The organism is Acinetobacter legionensis, from assembly GCF_057165765.1.
Genome location: NZ_CM169896.1, coordinates 4116978 through 4139184 on the forward strand (window position 1 = coordinate 4116978; position 22207 = coordinate 4139184).

The following is a 22207-nucleotide window of genomic DNA, read 5'->3' on the forward strand; positions in this document are numbered from 1 at the left end:
TAATTTAAGAAAAAATTAAAAATCCTTCTAAAATAAATAGAACATAAAGTCCATTCAAAAAATTGCTTCTATTACAATGTTCTTATACTTTATTATTTATTAACTGATACAAGAGCACATAGAAATATGGATGAAGCAACTAAGGACTATTTCTATAGTATTTTTTTCCGCTTAGAAATGTATAGACGCTCAGGAGAAGAGTTTCAGATTTTCTTCTCAGACTTGATGTTTTTAACAGCCCCCCTTTTTATAAAAGTAGCTCCTTTTGGAGGAGATGGTGGTAATGATGGATGTGTTGCCCACAAAGGACACTACTATCAAATTTATGCACCAAAACCTACGACTCCAGCTCACCAAACACATAAAACCGTTTTGCAAAAATCTGTTACTGATTTTGAAAAATTAAATACACATTGGAATGGTCAAACAGGGCTACCCAATATATCAGAATATTATTTTGTCTATAATGATAGGTTCCAAGGTATTCCACCTGATATCATTACCACTTTAGCCACCCTAAAGAGTACTTATAATTTAGACAGTTCTGAATGTATTCATTCAGCTATTATTGAAAATTACTTTGACATACTAACAGAAAAACAAAAACTTAAACTTTTAAATAGAGCGCCAATAAATGAAGTACCTTTTACAGTAGACCCCTCTGCTTTAGGTAAATTACTCCAACATTTATCTAACCAAAATATCAATAGTTTAGGTTTTTTAGAAATTGATGTGCCTATTTGGGATGAAAAAATTAAATTTAACGGAATTAGTCAAAATTTGGACTTGAAGCTAAAGACTAATAGCTTACAAGGTCACAGGGTAAGAGATTACCTGAAAGGTAGTAAAAGTACAGATTCCCAAGATATTGCACAGCAAATTAACAATATTTATAAAGAAAGTAAAATACACCTCCCTGACACTTTAGAGAATTCGGCAGATATGCGATACTTTTGGATAGTTGATAGACTAATTCCAACAGATATCTTCCAAACTGCTTCAATTCCAGTCTTACAAGCATTTAGAAATGCTTCTGAGATAGTTTTAGCTCATTACTTTGACACTTGTGACGTATATGACAATCCTAACCAGCTTCATGCCTAACAAACATATTCTGTTTAGCAACTCCTTATTAGCAGTTGCAGGATTACTACGTTCAAAGTTAGCAGTAAAATCATTGACCATAGATGAATTATGGTTAACTATAAAGCATGATAATTCAATAATTAAACCTGATTTTACAGAAGTCATTTTAGCGATCAATATTTTATATGCAATACAGCAACTTACATTAAATGACTATTCTGAACTTGTGCTAAAACCTATAACTTCTGCGGAGATTGCAAATGAAGTTGATTAGCTTATCTTGCAATCAACCAAGTTTTAAAACTTTAGTATTCAACGAGAATGGTATTTCTATAATCTTAGGCGATGGTGCTAAAGATCTTAATGGTACGAGTAATGGGGTTGGTAAGACTTTATCTTTGAAGCTCATCCACCATTGTCTGGGTGCAAATGCTGATCCTGCTTTTACTGCTGTTTTTCCAGAATGGATTTTTACTTTAAAGTTTAAGCATGAAAATGTTGTTTATGTCATTTCTAGAACGGGTGATGGAAAAAAAATATGGCTTGGTGATCAGTCTATTTCCTTGACAGATTACAGAAACTGGTTAAATGAACAAATCTTTTTTAACTTAAAAAGCAAAATATCTGATCTTGGATTCAGATCATTATTTAAACGTTTTTCAAGGGTGAAAAAGGCTGATTGCGACAGCCCATCTAAAACAGATAAAGAACAGGATTATCCAGCCCTCCTACGGACTATGTTTTTGATGGGAGCAAATCATGAATTAATTATAAACAAACATAATTCAAAAGCTGAATTAGATAAAGCCAACCAAAATATCAAACAGTACAAAGAAGATCCTGTACTTTTAGATTTTTTTCGGGCGGGGACTCAACCAAGAATAAGATTAGAATTCCTAGAACAGGAAATTCCAAGATTACGTAAAGATATTAATCTTTTTAAAGTAGCTGATGATTATCGTGATATTGAAATACAAGCTAATGAACTGACTGAACTCATCAAAAATACTGCCTTTGAACAAGAGTCTATAAAACAACAATTGACTGATATCAGCCAAATGATAATGGAACAGCCTGATATCAGTAAAGATGATCTACTAGAGCTTTATAAAGGCATTGAAATAGTCTTTAAACAAGAAGCTCTTATGCATTTCGACTCAGTAGAGAGATTCCACCAACAACTATCTGTTAATCGTAAAGTTCGCCTTGAAGAAGAAAAAAACCACTTACTTAATAAACTAGAACGTTTAGACTCAGAGAGATTTAATTTTGAAAGTGAGCGTGATCAAAAAATTCAATATTTACATGGAAAAAGAGCACTTGATGATTATGTTGCACTAACCCAAGAATTGTCCAATCTAAACAATGAATTTGAACGTCTCACTGAATATTATGGCGCTATTTCAACTCTTGAAAAAAAGAAGCTTGAAATTAAGCAAAAGCGACTTGAAGATGATAAAAGAGCTACTGCCTACGTAGAAGCTAATCCATTAGAGAGTTTTGATAAAAACTTTAAATTACTTGCAAATCACCTATACCCAAGAACTCCCGCAGGTATAACACTATCAGCAAACACTAGTGACCGTAATCAGATCAGATTTAATTTAGATATCAATATAGAAGGTGATAGCTCAGATGGAATAGGTGATGCAGTTATTTTATGCTTTGATTGGATTATTTTAACTTCTGGTCTAAACCATTCAATTGACATGTTATGGCATGATAATCGCCTCTTTGCAGATATTGATCCAAAGGTTAGGTCGAATTGGCTCAGCTATATAGCATCGGAAGCAGAAAAAAGAGGATTACAGTATATCATTTCAATTAATACTGAAAATTTTGAGGCAATGGAAGATTATCTATCTTCTGAACAATATAATAGTTTAAAATCTAAACAGATAGTTCAACTTAAAGGGGATACTCCAGAAAATAAACTTTTAGGCATTCAATTTGGTTGAGAAAAATTTAATCATTTTAAGCTTTAATGACATTACGTATTTCATGCACTTCTTTAGGTTAGTCAATCACAGATTTTATCAAAACATTGAATGGCGCGGATAGAATTAGCTTTACTAAGTTTCAACAACCCTAAGCTTCTGAAAAAACAGTCAAGCGCCCTATATTTTCACTAATCTGTACAATCAGATGAATGATTTTTGAAGTGATACTATAAGGCGGTTGGTATTTCATTTTTGGCTAACTCCACTAAATTGTGCATTAGAATAAGATGCACTACTTTCCCCCCAAGAAATCAACCGCCCTTCAAACTCTGGCACTAAAAACTCAATAAATTGATTTAAATCGTGCTTGTATATCTTAGTGCTTTCAGGCTGTTGGGTATATTTTTTATAGCGTTCTTGCCATTTACCCGAACTATCTCTCTCATTCAATAAGTTAGGTTTTTCAGTTACTTTCAAAGTAAGCATAAAATGCTTTATGTAAGCTGGATGATGTTCCATCAAGTTATGAGCCACACTAATCATATCGTTAATATTATTACCTACAGCATAGCCAAATTTTGCACTTAAAATTGAGTTAACCACTGTTTTATAGGGAGCATGTAAAAGATATTTAGGAGTACTAATTCCCATTAGCTCAAGCTCCTTACGAATAGAGAACCACTCATAGTTGAATTGATTGTCAGTAAGATAATAAGTTTTTATCCATAGTTTAGTAAACTCAACCAATAATTCAGATTTAGTTTTTGATGGAACTTGTGTTTCAAGATCAACCAGTTCTAGTGATTCGATATATTTTTGAACTTTTAGTTTATCTTTTTGATTCTTACTCTCTTGTAAATAACTATGTCGTAAGCCTAATTTTTGCTTTAACTTTCGATATTCAGCTTCATAATCAAAAAAGTATATTTGCTTTGTAGATTTGTTATGGACTAAATTTTGAAACTCAATGAATTCTTTATTCCATTTATTAACAATCTGATTATTCTGTATTTCAGGCTTTAAATAATGACACTCTAAAGTAAAAGCTTTTGAGTTAATTGATTGTACGACTGTAGAATCATTCACTACAAATGCATTGGCATTATTGTTGTAGTAAATATCTTGCATTGACTGCTTCTTCGCTTTTTCCGATGGTTCAAAATGATTAAAAATCCACAGTAAGCAAGCATTGTTATCTTGATAGAAAATCTTACGATCAATAATCACATTCAAAAAAGTTGTAGAAAGTTGTCCTTCAAAAACAACTAATTGCTTTTTATATAATGAAGATACATCTGGTCTACGCCATTGCTTTAAGTCAATACTTTTGCGAACTTGCTCAATATGAATATCACTAAAAGCCTCATCTGCCTGAAGGCTCTTGTAGATATTCTCTTTTAGCAATTTATGTTGCTGAGTTTCTTTCGCAATTTGATACTTTAAAGCTGTTTTTTCATCATCTAAAAGCTGTTTGATATACTTTACAGGACATTTAAAATTGGGATTATTTTCCAGCTCAGGAATATGTTTAAAAAAGAATGTTGCCGAAGTGTTGATCTGCATATGATCTGTACGTCTAGCAAGGATAATAGGACTTTGACACCATGCACAGGTGAAATAAGGATTATTGTTATCCCGTTTATATTGTTCACTTATTTTACTACGCCATAGGTTAAGTTCCATTTCCGACTGTTGAAAGAATACATCAACATCAATCCACATATTTTGATCTACATCAACTATATGCACTAACTTCATGTATTCTTCCTCTATTAAGAAACTAAGTTAATTTATAATAAGTTTTTAAAGCCATGACTAATGTATCTCGAAGGTCACTAGCTCTTTTAAATCTTATCTGATTCTTCGTTGTCAAATTAAACTTCACAGGTACTTCATCAAATGGTGGAGCTTCACTTTTGATAAGTATGAAATTCTCATCGGGTAATCCTTTCCCTTGGTTGAGTCCCATCAGATATCCAACTTCATGATATACATTACCATTCTGTAATGATAAATCGGCAATTAACAACCCACTACTCTCTATCAAAGAAAGTACCATCTGATTGATGTCATGTGAAAAGCCTTGCGAGTGTTGGTCAATTCTAATTTGTTTAAGTGTAATATCCATATTGTAATCCCTGTTAATTACATCAACCGCTTCACAAATCATCTTATAGTGTTCATCTTGAGCACCTGAAAAATCCATTGATACAAATATTTGCTTACTTCTAGTTTCTCGAATTTTTTTATAAATTTTTATTAGTGAAGATGAGTGAATTTGATCCAAATCAAAAATATGATTTTGTTTCATCCAGTTGATAAAGATTGATAATTTCATTTGTGAAAGTTGAATAAACACACAAGCCACGACAATATCTACGGATATATTCGTCAGTCTTTCATTGCCTAAAATCTGATTTACTTCTCTTAGAGATTGTCTAATTTTATTTATTTCTTCATCCGACTCTACAATCACATTTTGCGTCAGCGCTATATCAATAATTTTTTTAGAAAATGTTAATGGGAAATTGAGAAAATCTTGACCTAAATTCGGATAAACATCCTGTAAATTAGCTATCGATGCAATATCTAGTTTACGAACAGCATAAGTTGCCCAATCAAATTTTTCCTTTAATTCATCATCAGTAAAACTATCATTACTTACTTGTGTAATAATTGCTTTTAAGTTTTGTTCCATTGTCAGAGGAACAGCTTTGGCATTAATGTTATTAAAAATTACACGCTCAGCTTTTTTGTTTTCCCTTTGGGTTATACCATCTTGCTCATGAATAACTGAGCTTAATACGATACAAAATGGCGCATTTCTATCTGAAACTGATGAATTATTAAGATTCTCAACCGCAGATAATCTATGGTTCCCATCAATACGATTAAAAGGTCTTATTCCTTGAGAAATTAAAGTGTCATCAATTGACAGCTCAACAAGTTGTACTTCCGTCTTATTTCTTATATCTGTTGTGCTTTTAAAAGGAACAGATTTAAGTTTTAAATGCGCACTATCAACATTTGATATAAATGCTTTTTTCGTACCACTAAATAATTGCTGGAAAGGCGGAACCTCTCCTTCATTTTTAATATTTTGTTTAACTTCCAAGCTCAAAATAATTTCTGAGAAGAATAAGTATTCATCATTTTGAAGATAGTGTTGTAACTCTTTCTCACGTTCTTGAATATATGCGCGCTGATAGCTTTCATCAGATTGAGATAGACGAGCTAATTCTCCTAGTGGTGCAAAACCTCGAATACATAATTGACCACCTAATGAGTACTCTAAAATTCCCCGAATAATCATATTTCTTCTCCTAGAATAATTTTTTCAATTTCTTGCTTTGCATTTTCCAAAACTTGATTCGCTTCATCTTCTAACTTTTTAGCTTCATTGCGAATTTGTTGAATATGATAAATTATTTCTTCTTGGATACTAAGAGGTGGAATTGCTATTTTTAATTTTGCTAAATCATTTGGATAAACATGTGGTTGCCCTGCACCTTTTTGTAAATAATAAATTTCTTTCTGTTTTAACTTTAGTAGCTCAGCTAAATATAATGGTAAAACTAGATTATTTTTAATTTTTATTACACTGCAATCTGATGCAAATATAGGATAATTATGATACCAAACATAACCTGAATAAGCTCCTGATGCACTGACCGTAATGGTTTCACCTTGATAATTATATTGATTATGCGTGTAAGGGCTTGTTTTACCACCTGCGATCACAGGATAATTACCACTAACAACATCGGAAGAGGTAATGCTTTGACCTTTTTGAATAGATGCTATTTCAAATAATTTTCTATTGGAATATTTTCCATTTTCAATTTTAAACTTTTCTCTCAATATTGATATCGGATTCCATTCATCACCAAGCAGATCGGAAAAGTTTTTGATAAAAATTCTATTTGAGAATGAATAATTTTCTTCAGGTAATTTAATGTCCAATTTATCTAATAAATAAGCATCAATTGAGGATAGTTTTTCTTTAGCCTGTTGTCTCTTAAATTTCTCTAAATTTTGAGAAATATTCCATAGGTCAATGATTTTAAGTTGTAATTCTCTAATTGGAACAACAATAGGTATCGATGATAGCTGTTGATAATTGATATTTTTTTGTGCAGCTTGTGGAGCTAAGTCTTCAATATATTGACGAATTAGAGAAATATAGATATTGATATACTCTAATTCAAGAAAATCATTTTTTGAGGTTAAACCAATTAAACTATCTGGAAAACATGCTGGATAGTTCAGGATAGCTGTATACCCAATATTTGCAGCAATAGTCAAAACAACAACTGGCTCAGAAAACAATCGACTAGTCTTCAAACCTTTATCATTTAAAGTTTGAGAGTAAGAAATATCTGTACCAAATTTAGCCCGAACAACATCCCCAGTTTGAATAAAAGGGTACTTTCCATCATAAAAGCTAGGATCATTTCTAGGTCTATGACCAAAACGTCCACGCTGCATATTTATAACATCTTTAAGTTTGTAAACAGGTAATGATGTTTTATTAACTAGATCTAAATTACTTTTTTCATAATAGAATATCGGATCTAATCGATCCTCAATGTCTGAATAATTTAATTGAAATGAAAGCTTATTAAGCATTTTCAATCTCCAAAATAAATTTAGCTAATTCAATAGAGATCAAATCTAATTCATTAATTTGCGTTGGCTTGCCTGTTGCGTCATAACCAATATCTTCCGCAATCGCCATAAAGATTGGATAATCTGGTAATTCATTTTGCTTGATTTGCAAATATAAGTCTTCTAACTTTTCTTTAAGCTCATTAATTTTTTCACGATATTCAGCATCAACTTCCACTTTCCATGCTTTATATTCCTCGGTCTTTTTCAATTCCATTAATGTCATATCTTTATCATCATACGGATTGTCAAAACCTTCCATTTTCTTAATGATTAAGGCTTTTTCTTTATCCCAATCTTTCAACTGGTTTTCATAAGCATTCTGAGTTTTCAAATTATTTTGAATATTTAACTTACGCTGTCTTAAGTCTTCTGTATGTACCTCTAAATATTTCTTCAAAAACAGTACAGAACTCTTTACACCTGCGCCTGTAGCAGAGAATGCGGTCTGTGGCATAGAAATCACAGCTACAATACGATACCAATCTTCAATTTGATCTCGAACATACTGCAAACTACTGTTAGTTAAGATTCCATCAGGAATAACAACCGCCAAATAGCCACCTTCATTTAAGAAGTTATAAGCCTGCTCAATAAATAAAACTTCTGTACTTTGCGAATCACGATTTTTTACACCAGAATTTTTTATATCCAACCAACCTGGTTCATTGTTACCTAAATTATAAGTTTTTAAATATGCTTGCTCCGTCAGCTTGACTGCTGAACCAAAAGGAGGATTGGTAATTATGAAATCAAATGTTCCGTATTTAAAGCCCTTATTTTTTGTATTTTCTTCAATGGTTTTTTCATTCAATAGACCATCTGAGGAAATGACATTCGTATGACCATCATCATGAATAATCATGTTCATTTTTGCAGTACGGGCAATCTGTTCGTTAATCTCAATCCCATAAAGATTTTTTTCTGCAAAGTCATGCCAATATTCATGCCAAGCTCGATAATCATCTTTATCTGTTTCAAACTCAGGAAATTCATCGTTGGCATGATTACGTACTTTATCTAAAGCATGCAATAAAAAGCCACCACTACCACATGATGTATCAAGTACGCGTGAGGTATTTTTAATTGGCAATACATCAACAATAAACTTCACTATAGGACGCGGAGTGAAATACTGCCCAAACTCACCACGGAAGAATGAGCCCATGAATGTTTCAAAAGCACGACCTTTACTATCAAGATCTGTCTCACTTAAATTGATTTCTTGTAAGTAATTTACAATCGTGCGAATACGTTCATTGGATAAGCGGATATCATCTTTAAAGACTTCTTTATCAAAATCTTTGCCTTTTTGATAGATATGCTTAATACGGTCTGCGAGTGCTTGGTTTGTTTTTCTTACCGAATCTGCTTCATCTTTACCCGGAACAGTAATAACTTGAAAATCGTATACTTCACCTTTCTTTCTACGTTTCTTTTCTGCACCTGATAAATTATAACGTTCGTCCCAAATCTTACAGAAAATCAATTTATCTAACTCATCAAAAGCTTCTGATGGGTTTAATTGACCACCAGCCCACAACGCATCATGTGCTTGTTTAAAACGACGCGTTAGCTCATCTTCTGCAACTTGCTTAATATCTTTAAATTCTTGTGTAATTTTTTTTCCAGTTTTAGGGTCAAGATACTCATGCTTTCCACCACCTTTAACAAAGGTATAAGGTGCTACTGTATCTGAACCAAAATGAGGTAAATCAGTTAATGCCTCTTTAACATTTTTCTCTTTGTTGAAGCGGTAAAATTCACTTAATAAAGTTGAATAAACCCAAATGTATTTAACTGTACCAGAAAGCGCATTTGCATAACTAAAACATTGATTAATAGCTTGATTAAATTCTGCCTGTGTAACTTCTTGTTTTTTAGCTTCAACAATGATGATTGGCTTAGTATGTGAAGAATCTTCATAGACAATGATGTCAGCTTCACGTTTATCTGACCCAAGTGTTACAGTTACAAATTGTTTAATATTTTCAACTGGATAACCAAATTCTAAAACTAAACGAATAAATGCTTCTACTTGAACTTTTTCTTCTGGATTATTAAAATTTCTTGATTTACCTTGTTTAACATAAGTAATAGTTGAGCCATCTGCACTTAACTCAATTAATTTTGCTTGTAAACCTTGTTGAATCCAATTGCCCATATTTGTATTACTACTATCTAAAGATAAAAAATATGGAAGATTCTAGCAAATATTTACACCTTTCAAAATAAAAGAAAAAATTAGAGCGTATTAACAATTTTTCAAAAGCTATTATGTTAAATTTCTGTGGTAGAACTTAAGAAAATTGGATTGATAATCTGTACATTACATTTATTGTATAATCTGCTTTTTTTCCCAATCTTTATAACTTGTTTGGGGCTGACCTAAGAGCTTCCAAGTAGAAGGCCCAGAGGTTGGTCGGCCAAATAACATTGCTGCTGGGGTCGAAGTACTCGTAAAGGCGACATCTTGAGTAAATTCAATTTTATCATCGACCACTCGAATCATACCCTTATCTATCAAAGATGCACGTTGATTTATAATGAAATTGTGCTGAGATAAGGTTTGTTCTGTCTTACCCATGGAACCCTTTCTAACATAGAAAATTCCGTCTTTTATATAAGCTTGTGCATTTACCTTTTTATCACGGCTTAAAAGAAAAAATTCTGCATCCACGAGTTCCTCTACAATAACGAGTTGAGTATTGAGCTGACTTGAAATTGTTACTACTGGTGTAAGTAAGTTGACCCCTAACGCAGGTAAAACAAAACTTAAATTATCTAAAAAGGTATCCATATCAGAAATATCAGCATCTGATAATTTTCCCGCATAATTTTTCAATTCTTGTTTATTTTCAAATTGATATAATGTTTTTTCGTTAATAAACTTATAAACCTGATATTCTAAATATGCACAATGCGTTTTAGTTAATGTAGTATCCTTACATTGAACCAAAATGACAGTGTCCCAAAACTCCTTGTTATAGTCATGGTGTTGCATTCTCTGAATTCCATTGACTGTTTCCCCAACATAAACATCGTATTTTCCTTCAAGCTCTTGTGATTTACTTATAAGAAAATAAATACCTGAACCATGTGCATCTTCCTTCTCAAGTAATTGTTTTATGCTTGCTCTAGGTGCAGCATACACATAACCAGTCCAGTTCATTAGCTCTGCTCTAACGATACCATTATGCTGTCCATCTACATAGAAAAGACGAATTTGACGACCACGATTTTGCATTTTTCCCTTTCCAAACTAAAATATATCGTACTTAATTTTTATCAACCTTAAGATTATTACTGATATACAGCTTTTTTACATTAAACTCCACAACAAATACCCATTCGCTTTAGCCTGTCCATATGCCCAACTAGCAACACTATGTGATCTTTCAATATTTGTCAGAAAACCCAACTTTGATAACTGCTCAGTAATGAGGTTATCAAAGTTTTGATTGCGTTCCCGCCATTGAAAGAAGAATTCTTCTGACGCTAAAAAATCACTTTTATCTGAATTACACTTTTCATCTGCAAGTACAAAATTATGGCCTGTATCTGCTGGGTACATCGCCCAAGGTATGAAATGATCTACAGCCAACTTATTTTGCTTTATTGGCTTTTGACAGTAAAAACACTTGCATTCTTGCAGGTCGACTAGGAACTCTCCTACTTGACGAAGCTGATTACGGCTTGGTTCAAACATGAATGTTGCCAAATCAGGTAAACCATCCAGAACCAATAAATTACTTTTATTTAACCTGACAAAGTCAACCCATTTTTTTCTGGCATAGCTCCTCAATAATTTCACTAAATTGGTGCAAGCAATACATGACATTTGGCAAAAGTATGAGTTGTTTTCGTGAATCCTCTAAACTATATAAAAACTCAATATTTTGACCTTTCAAATTTTGTAGATAAGTTATAGGCATCCTCTTTACTGTATCGGCCACTTTCTTTTTTAATTTCAGCCAATTCACATGATCTCGTCGTGCCAAAGCAAGAGATTTGTAGTTCTGTTGGGCATTATGAATCAAACTAATAATTCCTGCCTGATTCCCATTATTTTGATGTAACTGAAATGGTTGATTTGCATTAAAATGAAAGGGAAGTGTCTGCTTCCAATATATCAGGCAAGTAACGTATAAACGATTGATATAATTCTCCCATCTCTATATGAAAAGTTGAAGCAATAAATTTGTCTGCATGTTGATTATAATAATCTATTGTTTTCATAACGGGTTTATTAGCAACTACTTGATTGCAGTCTACTAAAAAACAAAAAAATAAGGGAGCTTTCGCTCCCATGCTTAGCGATTTTGTATTTTTTCTTCAATCCATTGATGAATCTCTAAAGCCACCCACCCAATACGTGATTCACTTAAACGTACTGGTTTTGGAAAGCTTGAGTCATAGTACTTTGAATCTACATTGATCATTTCATAGATCTTTGCCCTACTAATACTTGTAAATTGAATTACTTCTTTAATATTGATAATTTGATTCATCTGAAAAGTCTGACCTGTGAACGCATTCATGATGTTTACTCCTAATCACTGATGCGAGCGGTGATTTGCTCAGATAATAGGTCAGTCCAATAAAATTTTACTGAGTCCAATCTCGTCCACCCCCATCTAATTCACAGCCCTTACATTCTGCTGTAAGCCTTTCTGAATATCTTGTACAAAGTCTTGCCCCTGCTGAAGTTTAGGCTTTGCCTTGGTTTTCGACCCAGACTGTACCTGTTCAGAATCAGTAAGCTCATCCGTAAAAAACTCTTCAACAAAATCCAAACCCTCCTCACTATTCACCTCAAACTGTGCATTGGCAAAACCCTGTCTTGCGACTTGATCAAGTGCAGTTTGATTAAACCCAGATGCTTTACTTTGTTGATCAATCTCTTTTGCCATCTGAATAGCTTGTTGCAGATTAACACCATCCCTTAAAGTTAAATCCACGTAGTACACAGGGGTTCGATAGCTTTGAGTTGTGGATTTCCCTCGAAGAGTCAATTGCAATGGTAAACATGACAGCAAGCCATTCGATGTTGCGTGGTAATAGCTCAATCTCGCAGCCAAAGTACGAATACTATTAAAACCTGTAGTTCTAAAGATGAAGGTGCCTAGTTCATCCGACTCATCTAAATTGACATGTAATCTGCCATAGGGCTTTCAGTTCACCCCTTGCGCCAATGGATATAAATCTAGTGATGGACATAAATGTTGTTCAATACCTTGGCTGGTTTGTCTTTGATAAGTCTCACCATTTTCAATACACACAGGTCGTCCTGTCTGATGATCAAATAAATTATATTCAGCTCTAAGATTGAGTTCAGGATCATTAAAGATCATACGTACTGGAATGGTGCGAAGTTTTTAATTAGGTGCTTTAGCTCGGAGCTGTTCATCAAGTGGATGTTTGATCCAGCCATCCTTACCTTGAATTTGACTGGAAATGGTACATTGATCGTCCTTTTTAGGTAGACGTTTACCATTCTTTTCGATGACCTTGCCGATGCTGATCAGTCCTAATACTGGCGATGTAATTGCTAAACCTTTAATCATGGTGGCTTCCTCTTTTGAGTCAAATTAATAAGTCATAAAAAATCCCATGCGCTCAGGCATAGGTTTTTGGTGGTTGGATATTTTGCTTAGGCTAGCCATATTTGGCTTCAAAAATTAACATTATCTTGAGAGAAATCTTGTATCCACTATTTTAGCTAGGATCATCCACCTCGTTCAAAAGCTATGAATAAAGAGTAGAAAACATCTTCTTAGGAGAGCTGGCTTCAGTATTTTTAATTCAAAAAAACGATCATTAATTACATTGAATTTTTAAAAATATGCTAGCCTTATATTTTTTCAAATTAAATAATTTTCATATGATTATGAACTTCATTACAATTATAGGTGTAATTTTCACCGTTTTAGCAGGCTGGATAACTTGGAAAGAATATACTAAAAAACGAGAACTAGAATCATTAGGAGTTCAAATTAGCGCTGAGGAATACTTAAAAAAATGTTATAAAAATAATGAATTTAGTACATGGATTAAAGATAATTTAGCGCAAAAATTCACAAGAATCTTAAAAATGAATCATATTATCAATAATAGGCTTATTGAGTTACACGAAAATAATTTAATTAATTATAATGACTTAATTAGATATTATAGATATGGCCACCCACAAATTCGCTTTATAATATCAGATCATATCTTTTTCATTCGTGATATACAGTTCTTACCTATTGTTAAAACTTCGTATACTACTGAAATATTTTTTTTAAAGTCAATGTACATTTTAGGTCTTATACCTCTTTGTATTTCATTTTATGAATTTTCTCAAATTGCTCTAGAAATTAAGAGTTTTAAATTTTTCGATATTTTTTACTTTTTTATGCTTTTTCTTCAAGGAGCAGTAATCATTTTTGTTTCATTTTATTTTAAACGCATTGTAGAAAATGCAAATTTATTCGTTACTAAACTTCACGAAGCAGAAGTACAGTACCAAAAACTTAAAAGCCCTAAACAAGTAAAAAAGCCCTCTTAAGAGGGTTTACTTTTATTCGTCAAAAAAATAATTGTTTTATAAGCATTCATTGAACTTCGGTTAAACTTAAGTAGGTTCAGTTATATGAAAAAATTAAGTAACCAACCATTGCTGTTAAAAGCATGAATAAAAGATCAATTTAAACAATTACCTGAAGAAGCATTTACTTCAAATATGCCAGATAAAAAATAATCACTTATTCTCATTTCATCAAAATGCCATATCTTGATTGGGCATTTGCAACAAATTTTATCTCCCACTTTTGATTTCACTTATTTTTTTCAATCTTGCTTGATTGACTAAACCCAACCTTAATTTTATCATTCAACTGCTGGCCTACATTGCCAGTCGGTTTTGACAGACCGCTCTACAAAAGGCGCACAACAACACGGTTCTAGTTTTGTGCGTTCTCTTAAGTCACATCTCAATGGTGAGGCTAGGAGGGGCACGCTTGCGTGCGCTGGTTTCCTTTTGTACCAGTCTGTCAACCCGTCTAGTCTTGCCTCCATTATTTGACAGTAATTTGGTAAGACTCTTTCTAAATCAAAAGGAGTCAACCATGACTAAGCATTTTTTACTTTTATTCTTTTCTCTAAAGCCATATTGGGAACCTCCCTGTTTCTGGCAAAAATCATAGATTTCATTTCAGCTTAAATTGATCTAAAGACTTATAGGTACTTTGGACTGCCTACACTTGTCTTTAATTTGATCACTTTGCTGAATTCAGCGATTTCAAAATAATCAAAACAATAAATGGGAGAGAATCATGAAAACTCTAACTTCAATTTTAATCATCAGTTGCTCACTACTGACACTGAGTTGCGCCAGCAAGTCAGAGCGAGAATTTATCAGCGGTTGCCAATCCACAGGTATGGAACGTAGTGCATGCAAATGTGCCTACAAAAAACTCGAAAGCAAATATGGAGAAGAAGGTTTAAAGAACAACCTATACACACTAAGCCAGACTGAATCATTTCAATACGACTTGATGCAAAGTGGCCTGCAATGCATGAGGGAGTAAGCCATGAGAGCTATTGCAGGAATAATTTGTGTGATTGTGATCATCTGTTTTCTCGGCCTACCGTTTATTGGCTTGATGATCTTTTTTGGACTGTTCTACCTACTTCTTAAATTTGCGCTTGGGGGAAAATAAATGAATACATCAATTAAGTCTTGGCTAATCAGAGCTTACTTTATTATCGGGTTGCTGTTTGCCATCTATCAAAACTTTTGGGGCCAACAAAGCTATAAATCATTTGCCTATCACTTAGGGCAAGGTGTTATTTGGCCAGCGGTCATGTTCCCATCCGTGGGTAAATTCATTGGTGGAGTACTTATTCTTTTAATCATCGGTGGCTTAGTCCTTCGGTCTAAATAAATTCCAATCTAAAAATATTTATAGGATTTTCTCATGAAAAAATTCACATTAATGGCATTCATACTATGCATGTATTCCACATCTCAAGCGGCGCCCAATATCTGGCAAGATAATTTTGTACAAGGCTTTAGTTTGTATTCCCTCCAAAATAGTCAAAATCAAAAATTGACCATTTCATGCAACAGTGGCGGTGTTTTAAACGTTGATCACTCAGTGGAACTCTCAACTGGAAGTAAAGCGTATGCAAGCTTTAACAAGCAATCATCTTTCAGCTTTATCATTGATGGAAAAGCACTTGAAGTACCCAATGAAACACGATCCAGACTGAATGGAAATGATTGGGATAAACTTATCGCTCATCTAGGAAAAGCCAAAAAAATTGATGTTTTTATTAACAATAAAAAAATGGCTTCGTTCATATCTACAAAAGCCAATAAAGCTTTTGCTAAAGAACTAGTTGAGACTTGTGCTTCGCTATAATTCTCAAATTTTTAATCGTTGCGCTCATTCTATTATTGCTTATATCCATGATCAAAAAAGAAATAGGCATACCTAGGCTTAAAAACCTAGGTAGCTCCACCTTAGAACGATACTGAGTCATCCATGGCAAAAACCTCAACATTATGAGTCATTACAACTGCTTATTTATTTCTGTATATGAATGGGTTGCTTATTTTCTTCATGATGTGTGAAACATTTTGTTCGTTCTAAATGAGTTTCAACGTGATCTAACTTTATAGAATATCAAAAGAATAATTACATGAAAAATCATCTGCAACTTATCTTCAATGTGATCATTATTATTGCCCTCAGTTTGTCGCCTAGTAATTTAACGCAGTGCATCTTAGTTCCCACTAAACTTCCTAAGTAGTAGCCTGATCATTTTTCTATATCATCCGGCCTAAATGCTTTACTTTATCGAGTAGCACATTACGTTTCATCGAACTTATTTCAGTATTTTTCCATGATTTTCCATTCTTCCTTTGTGGAATAATCGAAACAATATTAACAGCAATATAATGTATTTCAAAATCAATCTAAAATAGGAATAAATAATAAAATCTACCTAAGAATTTCAATAATTTAAAAATCTAATATCCAATTAATTTCTAATTTAAACCTACAACAATTCACTCCTATGTTTTTCTGACAAACAACTCTCTTGATAATCCATTATTTTAGAATTTCCTTCTAAAAAAATTTTTATTTTTTTATAATCTAAATTCTTATTAATGTTTAATGAATAATAACTACCACCAACAAACCCAACCCAGTTTATACTGTACCCCTCGATTTCTTTTAAAATTTTCTGCACAATTATAGGATCATAATTAAAGAAGACGATTCTTATAGTAGAGTTCTCTGATGTCTCTAATAAATCCTCAAAATATAGTTGTTCATCATCTAACTTTTCTACTAAAAGAATATCACCTAAAGCCAAATTAGGTGCATACAAAGGAATATTTTCAATAACATATTTATCCAAACCAATCTTACGACCAAATACAATCTCTTTAGATAAAATATTATCCACATTATAATAAGGAACTATAATTTTTTCTACATCCATCTAATCAGACTCAATTAATTTAAAAATCCATTAAAAATAAAACCGATAAAATAAACATTTTATTCTAGAATATTTATTCTATTAAAATTGAACACCATTTCAAATAATAATTATCAGCAACTTCATTCAGGAACCGACTTGTAAATTATACAAATCGGTTTCTATTTATCTAACACCTCAACTATAAGTTTTGAACAGTACCATGTTGAAAACATAGAACTTGTCATACCGATTGGCGCTACGGATATGCTGGTCGGTTTCTATTTGTATAGCGCCCAACTACTCATCGCAAACAGCTTTTGATAAAAACACTTCACTAAACCTCAGCACAGTAAAACTAATAATAGATCTATATAAAAACTCTTTGTTTCAACCTATAACATTGTTTAATGCTTTTCAGCTTATCTAAACTTGATCGCTTACTTGTACGCTAGCTTGAGCGGTAACTTGATCGCTTAGAATTGCATCGAGTCATATGTCCATAGCACAACCAAACCCGCTATTTAACCCTAACACTATCGGCGAAATAAAAAACAATCCTTTATCTCATTTCAGTTGGCATCACTACATCCGCAGACTGACACACCTCTTGCCACTTGAGTTTAAAATCATCAATCGCTTTTTGTCGGGTTAAAGGTATCTGATAAATCGGGACACCCTTTGCATCGTCAATCATGACTTTTAATAATAGCTGTTCTTTATTGGTCAATGCTTCAGGATTAAAATCAACATCATCCAACGATAAACCGTTTTGACGTAACTGCATTAACATTTCGGAGGTCTGTTCAAGTAACTGACATTCTTTAGGAGCTTCAGCATGTGCGACAGAAAAAAATAATAATAAAATACTGAATCGTTTCATTCTCAATTGTTCTAGTTTTTACTTAACTTAGTTATACGATATTTGAGCTATTTTTTGAAGCAAATAGATACATATCCACTCAACTAAAAAGACAATTGACTATTTCAATTCCAACTTTCTTGAATTAGTATCAAGTGAAAAGAACTTCTAGCACGATTCAAAGGAGGTGAAATACAAAATAAAAATCATATAGATGTAACGTTCTCTTAAGATAATCATGATGCGGTACTTATTAGCGATTCAAACAAGTTAAAAGCATAAAACTGCTATTCGGGAGTGACAATGAATAACAGCGCCAATTATGTAAGACAAGTCAAAAATGCTAAACGTGGTGGATACACCCCAACTATTGCCAAAGATGTAAATAAGCATAAAATTCAGAAAGCTATCCAATTGATTGAGCAATGGAGAAAACTCGCAAACGAATTGAAACCCCAAATGCAAATAGATATGGCAATCACCCTAGAAGAATGCGCACAAGATCTGGATCATATTTTAAGGAGAAAATAAGTCTATATTTCAAAACTGATAAAGATTTATTGATTTAACCCCAAATACTCAAGGCTTACCCCTCCGTAAGCCTTTTTAATCGGAAGCTTAAAGCGATTACTAATCGTTGCTCTAGTTATCTTTGTTAACCTGAGTTCAATATAAAGTTCTTGATGAAATATGATACGCGGAAACGTCATCCGCAACTGTCTGAGGCAGGACTCCATTTATAAAGTGTTGTTTCTACGATTCATTGAATAAGTTGCTGGTGGCCGACGAGTTTTGCGGTGAGCAGCGATGTAGCTGCGCAAGATGGTTACCCTTGCGGAGCTTAGCTCCTCATATCGAAACAAAAGTAGGGCGAGCCGCAGGCTGATCCAGAAATTAGATGAAAGCTCAGCAAGACTCCGCCAAGATCATTGTTTTTCAATAAGTCAAAGAGATAGCTAGCTCGAGTCCATGTTTTGTTATTTTTTCTGTCTACAAATTAAAAGTGGTAAAATCCGTTTCTCTCTAAAAATCTAAGCATTCATACCGCACTGCATTATCAACTTCAAACCAATATCCGATCGCTAAGACTATAAATATTAAAGATTATTCAATTGTTTATTTTTTGGCTTGCAATCTTATAAATATTCTGTAGAATTCTCGCCACGTTGCCGGCATAGCTCAGTTGGTAGAGCAACTGACTTGTAATCAGTAGGTCCACAGTTCGAATCCGTGTGCCGGCACCATTTTTACTTAGCCTCGCTTTTTTAGTGAGGCTTTGTTGTTTCTAGCTTAGGCATTTTCTTATAATTTTTTGCTCTGTTTGATCTCATTACAAATAATAAAAATTATGTTTTGACTGCGCTGAGCTGTATATATCGAACGATTCCCTCTTCAAATAACCTTTGACAAAGTTTTGCGGTCATTTGTATTTTGAGCTGATCTAACCCTCCTTGCTCTGTTTTCGCTCTTGTCTCAATATATTGACTAAAGCCAGCCAATACTGCTGTGGATATATCTTCAAGCGCGATTTGTTCAAGATCATGCTGTTGCAGTGCATGATTGATTTGAGTCGTGGTCATCAGTGATTTTAAATCAACATCAGCGGCTTTAAGTAACCATCTGTATTTCATTTTTTGTTTTGAATTTAAAACTGTGTCTGAAAGCATCAACGTATGAAAACCCAAACGACCTTTTGAATTTAAAATTGGAACAACTGAATTTAAAAATAAGTTTAAATCGCTGTGGTAAGCCGCATCAATACACAACACCACATCAAAAGGTGGCGTCAATAAAAGCGCATTTAAATTTAAAAAAGATTGGCAGTGAATCGCCCTAATCTGCGGGAGTTGTTTTTGAATTTTATCGACACACTGTTGTTGTAACTCAACCGCTTCTAAATCTTGAATTTGGTAGTGTTCTAACCAGTATTTTAAACTGGCACCTTGACCACAACCTAGGTCTAGTACCCGATCATGTTGTTTAAGCTGTACCGCTTGTGCAAGACGTTCAGCAAGTTGCTGACAGGCTTGAGGGTAAGAGGATGTAGCCTCATCCCAATACCCTAAGTTGGTCCAAGCACATTCAGCGTCATCTCCTAGCATTTTTGCATCGATTGCATATTTATGTTTTGGAAGTTTTTGCTGAATCGCTTGAAGCCATTTCATTTTAAATCATTCACTTATTCAGTTATGAATTCATTAAACTTTATATGAATTCACTGGGCTTTAATAGCCAAGTTGGGGAGCCACCTCAACTTTAGGTTTTAATCCTACAAATGGCAATGGTGCACCAAAAATTTCTGCGATATGCATTGCAGAAGTTACCGCAGATTCAAGAATTGGCAAACCATCACATGACCATGAACCACAATAGAATACTTTGCGGTTGGCGACTTTATGACGCGCTTGCAACTCGATGTTTAAAGCCACTGTTTCAGAATCCACCACAGCACGGGTTAAAGTCACTGTAGAAATAACTTTCTTCGGATCGATGCTGGTCACAGGACGCCAGGTTTGAAACACTGGAGATTTACCCACCAAACTTGGTTCAATCGAGTTCAGCCAAACTGTGAATTGTTGTTTGGTAAATTTGCGATCCATCATATAGCTCAATACAGCCCAATCTTTACGATTTGGCGGCATCACGGATGCATCGGTATGCATGACCAACTCGCCTTGCTCAAACTTAAATTTTTGCAATAAAGCGATATCGTCAGCAAATTGTTGTTTATTTAAAAAGTTTTCTAATTTATTGGTCGGTGTTGCAACCACTACACGGTCAAATTGAAATTGCTCACCTTGTGCATTTTCAACCAGAACAGCATTACCCTGTTCCTCAACTTTGGTGATTTCAGAACCGCTATGAATATCAATACCTTCAATCAATTTATCGACAAAAGCAGGCGTTCCACCATGTAAACGCAATAAAGCATCACCATCGGTTAATTGCTTTAAAAAGATTAAGAGCGGTTTTGCAGGCCATTCACCAATGGTTTTAGGGTCACAGGTGCAAATGGTATAAAGCACTGGCATTACTGCACCATGCCAAAATACTTCTTCAATGTCATGGTGATTGATAAAATCAGCAAGGGTAATGTCTTGGTTTTTAGATTTAAAAAACTGAGAGATTGCTGTTTTAAGCTGCAACATCCCTTTCACTAAACGCCAACCATACTGTTTAAGCCCTTTACGGTTATTGATAATGGGAAAATTACCAATACGGGTACGTGATGTGGTTAACCAAGTTTCAGTTTTATCTTCAAATAACCAGCTACACGCCATAAAGGTACGCACTGGAAAGGTTTTTATGCCGAGGTGTGTTGCAAGGCTCAGGGTGTTTTTCCATAAATGCTGATTCATCACGCGCAAAGGTGCATCAATTAAACCACCTTCAAACTCAATGCTATGACTATCCATACCACGACCAGGTAATGCTTCGAAGATGGTAATGTTATGACCTGCATCTTTAAGAATTCTTGCGGTGGCCAGGCCAGCCATACCACTACCAATCACTGCAATATCCAAAGTTATTATCCGTGCGTAACCATTTTTTTTATTATGAGCTATAGCCGATTGAATCGCGGTATTAAAAAGTTCCAGTTTTAACTTTTTTTGTTGGAAATTTTTTAGGAAAAATCTCCGTCCTCCGTGTTTATTCAATTTTAGTCGTTTTACGCCAGAACCTTCTGCTATACACTGCTTATACTTGATTGATATTTATATATATAAAAAAATACTGTTAAAAACATATAGATAATTTAACTTTTTATTAAAAAAACATTTACAAATACCAATTTATTAATTATTATTTACACCATAAAAATGATAAATAATTCACATTTACAATAAAAACAAATAATTATGACAACAGACAATAAAAGAAACTACAGCATAAAAGGATCTCTATAGTGTGGAATAGAGATCCTTTTTTTTACTTTGAATTTGCTTTTTAAGTAAATCAATTGCACAACGTGTAAAATAGTTGCATTCAAAAAAGCCAAGGTACAGTGGATACAAATTAACCAAATGAAATATATTGTGCTTTACTTCACACTTTTAATTAATTATGATGCAAGAACAACAAAACAACCCAATCAAAACAAGACATAATCATCTAAAGAAAAAACTACAGCGTAAGAGAGCTTCTGTTCAATAAGAGCAAAGCTCTTTTC

The 22207-nt window shown here is 33.6% G+C and carries 18 protein-coding genes, 1 tRNA gene and 4 pseudogenes; 9 read left to right on the forward strand and 14 right to left on the reverse strand.

Annotated elements, in window-relative coordinates:
• Positions 1–126 precede the first annotated feature (126 nt).
• Genes AC2G3J_RS18850 through AC2G3J_RS18860 form a run of 3 tightly spaced genes read left to right on the forward strand, consistent with a single transcriptional unit; the run spans position 127 to position 3044 of the window.
• Positions 127–1104 carry an ABC-three component system protein gene (locus tag AC2G3J_RS18850; RefSeq protein ID WP_483770430.1) on the forward strand — a complete coding sequence of 326 codons (978 nt, stop codon included), beginning with the start codon at positions 127–129 and terminating at the stop codon, positions 1102–1104.
• The gene (locus AC2G3J_RS18855) at positions 1097–1360 is read left to right on the forward strand and encodes an ABC-three component system middle component 6 (RefSeq protein WP_483770431.1); all 264 of its coding nucleotides are present in this window, start codon (positions 1097–1099) and stop codon (positions 1358–1360) included. Before AC2G3J_RS18850 ends, AC2G3J_RS18855 begins: the two co-directional genes overlap by 8 nt.
• On the forward strand, positions 1347–3044 hold the full coding sequence (locus tag AC2G3J_RS18860) for a DUF2326 domain-containing protein (protein WP_483770432.1): 1698 nt from the start codon (positions 1347–1349) through the stop codon (positions 3042–3044). Before AC2G3J_RS18855 ends, AC2G3J_RS18860 begins: the two co-directional genes overlap by 14 nt.
• A gap of 86 nt (positions 3045–3130) precedes the next feature.
• Here the strand turns inward: AC2G3J_RS18860 and AC2G3J_RS18865 are convergent.
• The 9 genes and pseudogenes from AC2G3J_RS18865 to AC2G3J_RS18905 all read right to left on the reverse strand — a co-directional run.
• A pseudogene (locus AC2G3J_RS18865) lies at positions 3131–3276 on the reverse strand (Fic family protein); the annotation flags it as partial.
• Positions 3273–4784: a DUF6035 family protein gene (locus tag AC2G3J_RS18870; protein ID WP_483770433.1), complete on the reverse strand. Its 1512-nt coding sequence runs from the start codon at positions 4782–4784 to the stop codon at positions 3273–3275. The pseudogene AC2G3J_RS18865 and the gene AC2G3J_RS18870, both read right to left, overlap by 4 nt.
• Before the next feature lie 22 nt (positions 4785–4806).
• Positions 4807–6339: a hypothetical protein gene (locus AC2G3J_RS18875; RefSeq protein WP_483770434.1), complete on the reverse strand. Its 1533-nt coding sequence runs from the start codon at positions 6337–6339 to the stop codon at positions 4807–4809.
• On the reverse strand, positions 6336–7655 hold the full coding sequence (locus tag AC2G3J_RS18880; protein ID WP_483770435.1) for a restriction endonuclease subunit S: 1320 nt from the start codon (positions 7653–7655) through the stop codon (positions 6336–6338). Before AC2G3J_RS18880 ends, AC2G3J_RS18875 begins: the two co-directional genes overlap by 4 nt.
• A complete protein-coding gene (locus AC2G3J_RS18885) occupies positions 7648–9858 on the reverse strand; it encodes a type I restriction-modification system subunit M (RefSeq protein ID WP_483770436.1) in 2211 nt (736 codons plus the stop codon). Before AC2G3J_RS18885 ends, AC2G3J_RS18880 begins: the two co-directional genes overlap by 8 nt.
• 171 nt (positions 9859–10029) lie before the next feature.
• Positions 10030–10941, reverse strand: coding sequence for a GIY-YIG nuclease family protein (locus AC2G3J_RS18890; RefSeq protein ID WP_483770437.1), 912 nt, complete (start codon positions 10939–10941; stop codon positions 10030–10032).
• A gap of 75 nt (positions 10942–11016) precedes the next feature.
• Positions 11017–11827: pseudogene (locus tag AC2G3J_RS18895) on the reverse strand (HNH endonuclease); the annotation flags it as partial.
• A 180-nt stretch (positions 11828–12007) separates the two neighbouring features.
• The gene (locus AC2G3J_RS18900; protein ID WP_270958282.1) at positions 12008–12235 is read right to left on the reverse strand and encodes a helix-turn-helix transcriptional regulator; all 228 of its coding nucleotides are present in this window, start codon (positions 12233–12235) and stop codon (positions 12008–12010) included.
• Positions 12236–12462: 227 nt separating this feature from the next.
• Positions 12463–13261, reverse strand: a pseudogene (locus AC2G3J_RS18905) (recombination directionality factor); the annotation flags it as partial.
• Positions 13262–13584: 323 nt separating this feature from the next.
• Here AC2G3J_RS18905 and AC2G3J_RS18910 point away from each other — a divergent pair.
• The 4 genes from AC2G3J_RS18910 (at position 13585) to AC2G3J_RS18925 (ending at position 16105) form a co-directional block, all read left to right on the forward strand.
• Positions 13585–14247, forward strand: coding sequence for a hypothetical protein (locus AC2G3J_RS18910; protein WP_483770438.1), 663 nt, complete (start codon positions 13585–13587; stop codon positions 14245–14247).
• A 766-nt stretch (positions 14248–15013) separates the two neighbouring features.
• Positions 15014–15268 carry a hypothetical protein gene (locus tag AC2G3J_RS18915; RefSeq protein ID WP_419326966.1) on the forward strand — a complete coding sequence of 85 codons (255 nt, stop codon included), beginning with the start codon at positions 15014–15016 and terminating at the stop codon, positions 15266–15268.
• 132 nt (positions 15269–15400) lie between these two features.
• On the forward strand, positions 15401–15625 hold the full coding sequence (locus AC2G3J_RS18920) for a hypothetical protein (RefSeq protein WP_419326965.1): 225 nt from the start codon (positions 15401–15403) through the stop codon (positions 15623–15625).
• A 33-nt stretch (positions 15626–15658) separates the two neighbouring features.
• On the forward strand, positions 15659–16105 hold the full coding sequence (locus AC2G3J_RS18925; RefSeq protein WP_483770439.1) for a YfjT/YkfB family phage-associated protein: 447 nt from the start codon (positions 15659–15661) through the stop codon (positions 16103–16105).
• A gap of 324 nt (positions 16106–16429) precedes the next feature.
• On the opposite strand, the pseudogene AC2G3J_RS18930 reads toward AC2G3J_RS18925, so the two are convergent.
• From AC2G3J_RS18930 to AC2G3J_RS18940, 3 genes and pseudogenes are all read right to left on the reverse strand, one after another.
• Positions 16430–16623 (reverse strand): annotated as a pseudogene (locus AC2G3J_RS18930) (IS5/IS1182 family transposase); the annotation flags it as partial.
• 122 nt (positions 16624–16745) lie between these two features.
• A complete protein-coding gene (locus AC2G3J_RS18935) occupies positions 16746–17195 on the reverse strand; it encodes a DUF4265 domain-containing protein (RefSeq protein ID WP_483770440.1) in 450 nt (149 codons plus the stop codon).
• 541 nt (positions 17196–17736) lie between these two features.
• Complete coding sequence (locus AC2G3J_RS18940; RefSeq protein WP_483770441.1) at positions 17737–18057, reverse strand: hypothetical protein; 321 nt, start codon at positions 18055–18057, stop codon at positions 17737–17739.
• A 282-nt stretch (positions 18058–18339) separates the two neighbouring features.
• Here AC2G3J_RS18940 and AC2G3J_RS18945 point away from each other — a divergent pair, with 282 nt between their 5' ends.
• Together AC2G3J_RS18945 and AC2G3J_RS18950 are read left to right on the forward strand one after the other, a co-directional pair.
• Positions 18340–18567: a hypothetical protein gene (locus AC2G3J_RS18945; RefSeq protein ID WP_004718547.1), complete on the forward strand. Its 228-nt coding sequence runs from the start codon at positions 18340–18342 to the stop codon at positions 18565–18567.
• 637 nt (positions 18568–19204) lie between these two features.
• A tRNA-Thr gene (locus AC2G3J_RS18950) sits at positions 19205–19280 on the forward strand.
• A 102-nt stretch (positions 19281–19382) separates the two neighbouring features.
• Here the strand turns inward: AC2G3J_RS18950 and AC2G3J_RS18955 are convergent.
• Positions 19383–20201, reverse strand: a complete 819-nt coding sequence (locus AC2G3J_RS18955; protein WP_483770442.1) for an SAM-dependent methyltransferase — start codon at positions 20199–20201, stop codon at positions 19383–19385.
• Positions 20202–20261: 60 nt separating this feature from the next.
• Positions 20262–21560: an FAD-dependent oxidoreductase gene (locus tag AC2G3J_RS18960; RefSeq protein ID WP_419819745.1), complete on the reverse strand. Its 1299-nt coding sequence runs from the start codon at positions 21558–21560 to the stop codon at positions 20262–20264.
• Positions 21561–22207: the final 647 nt, after the last annotated feature.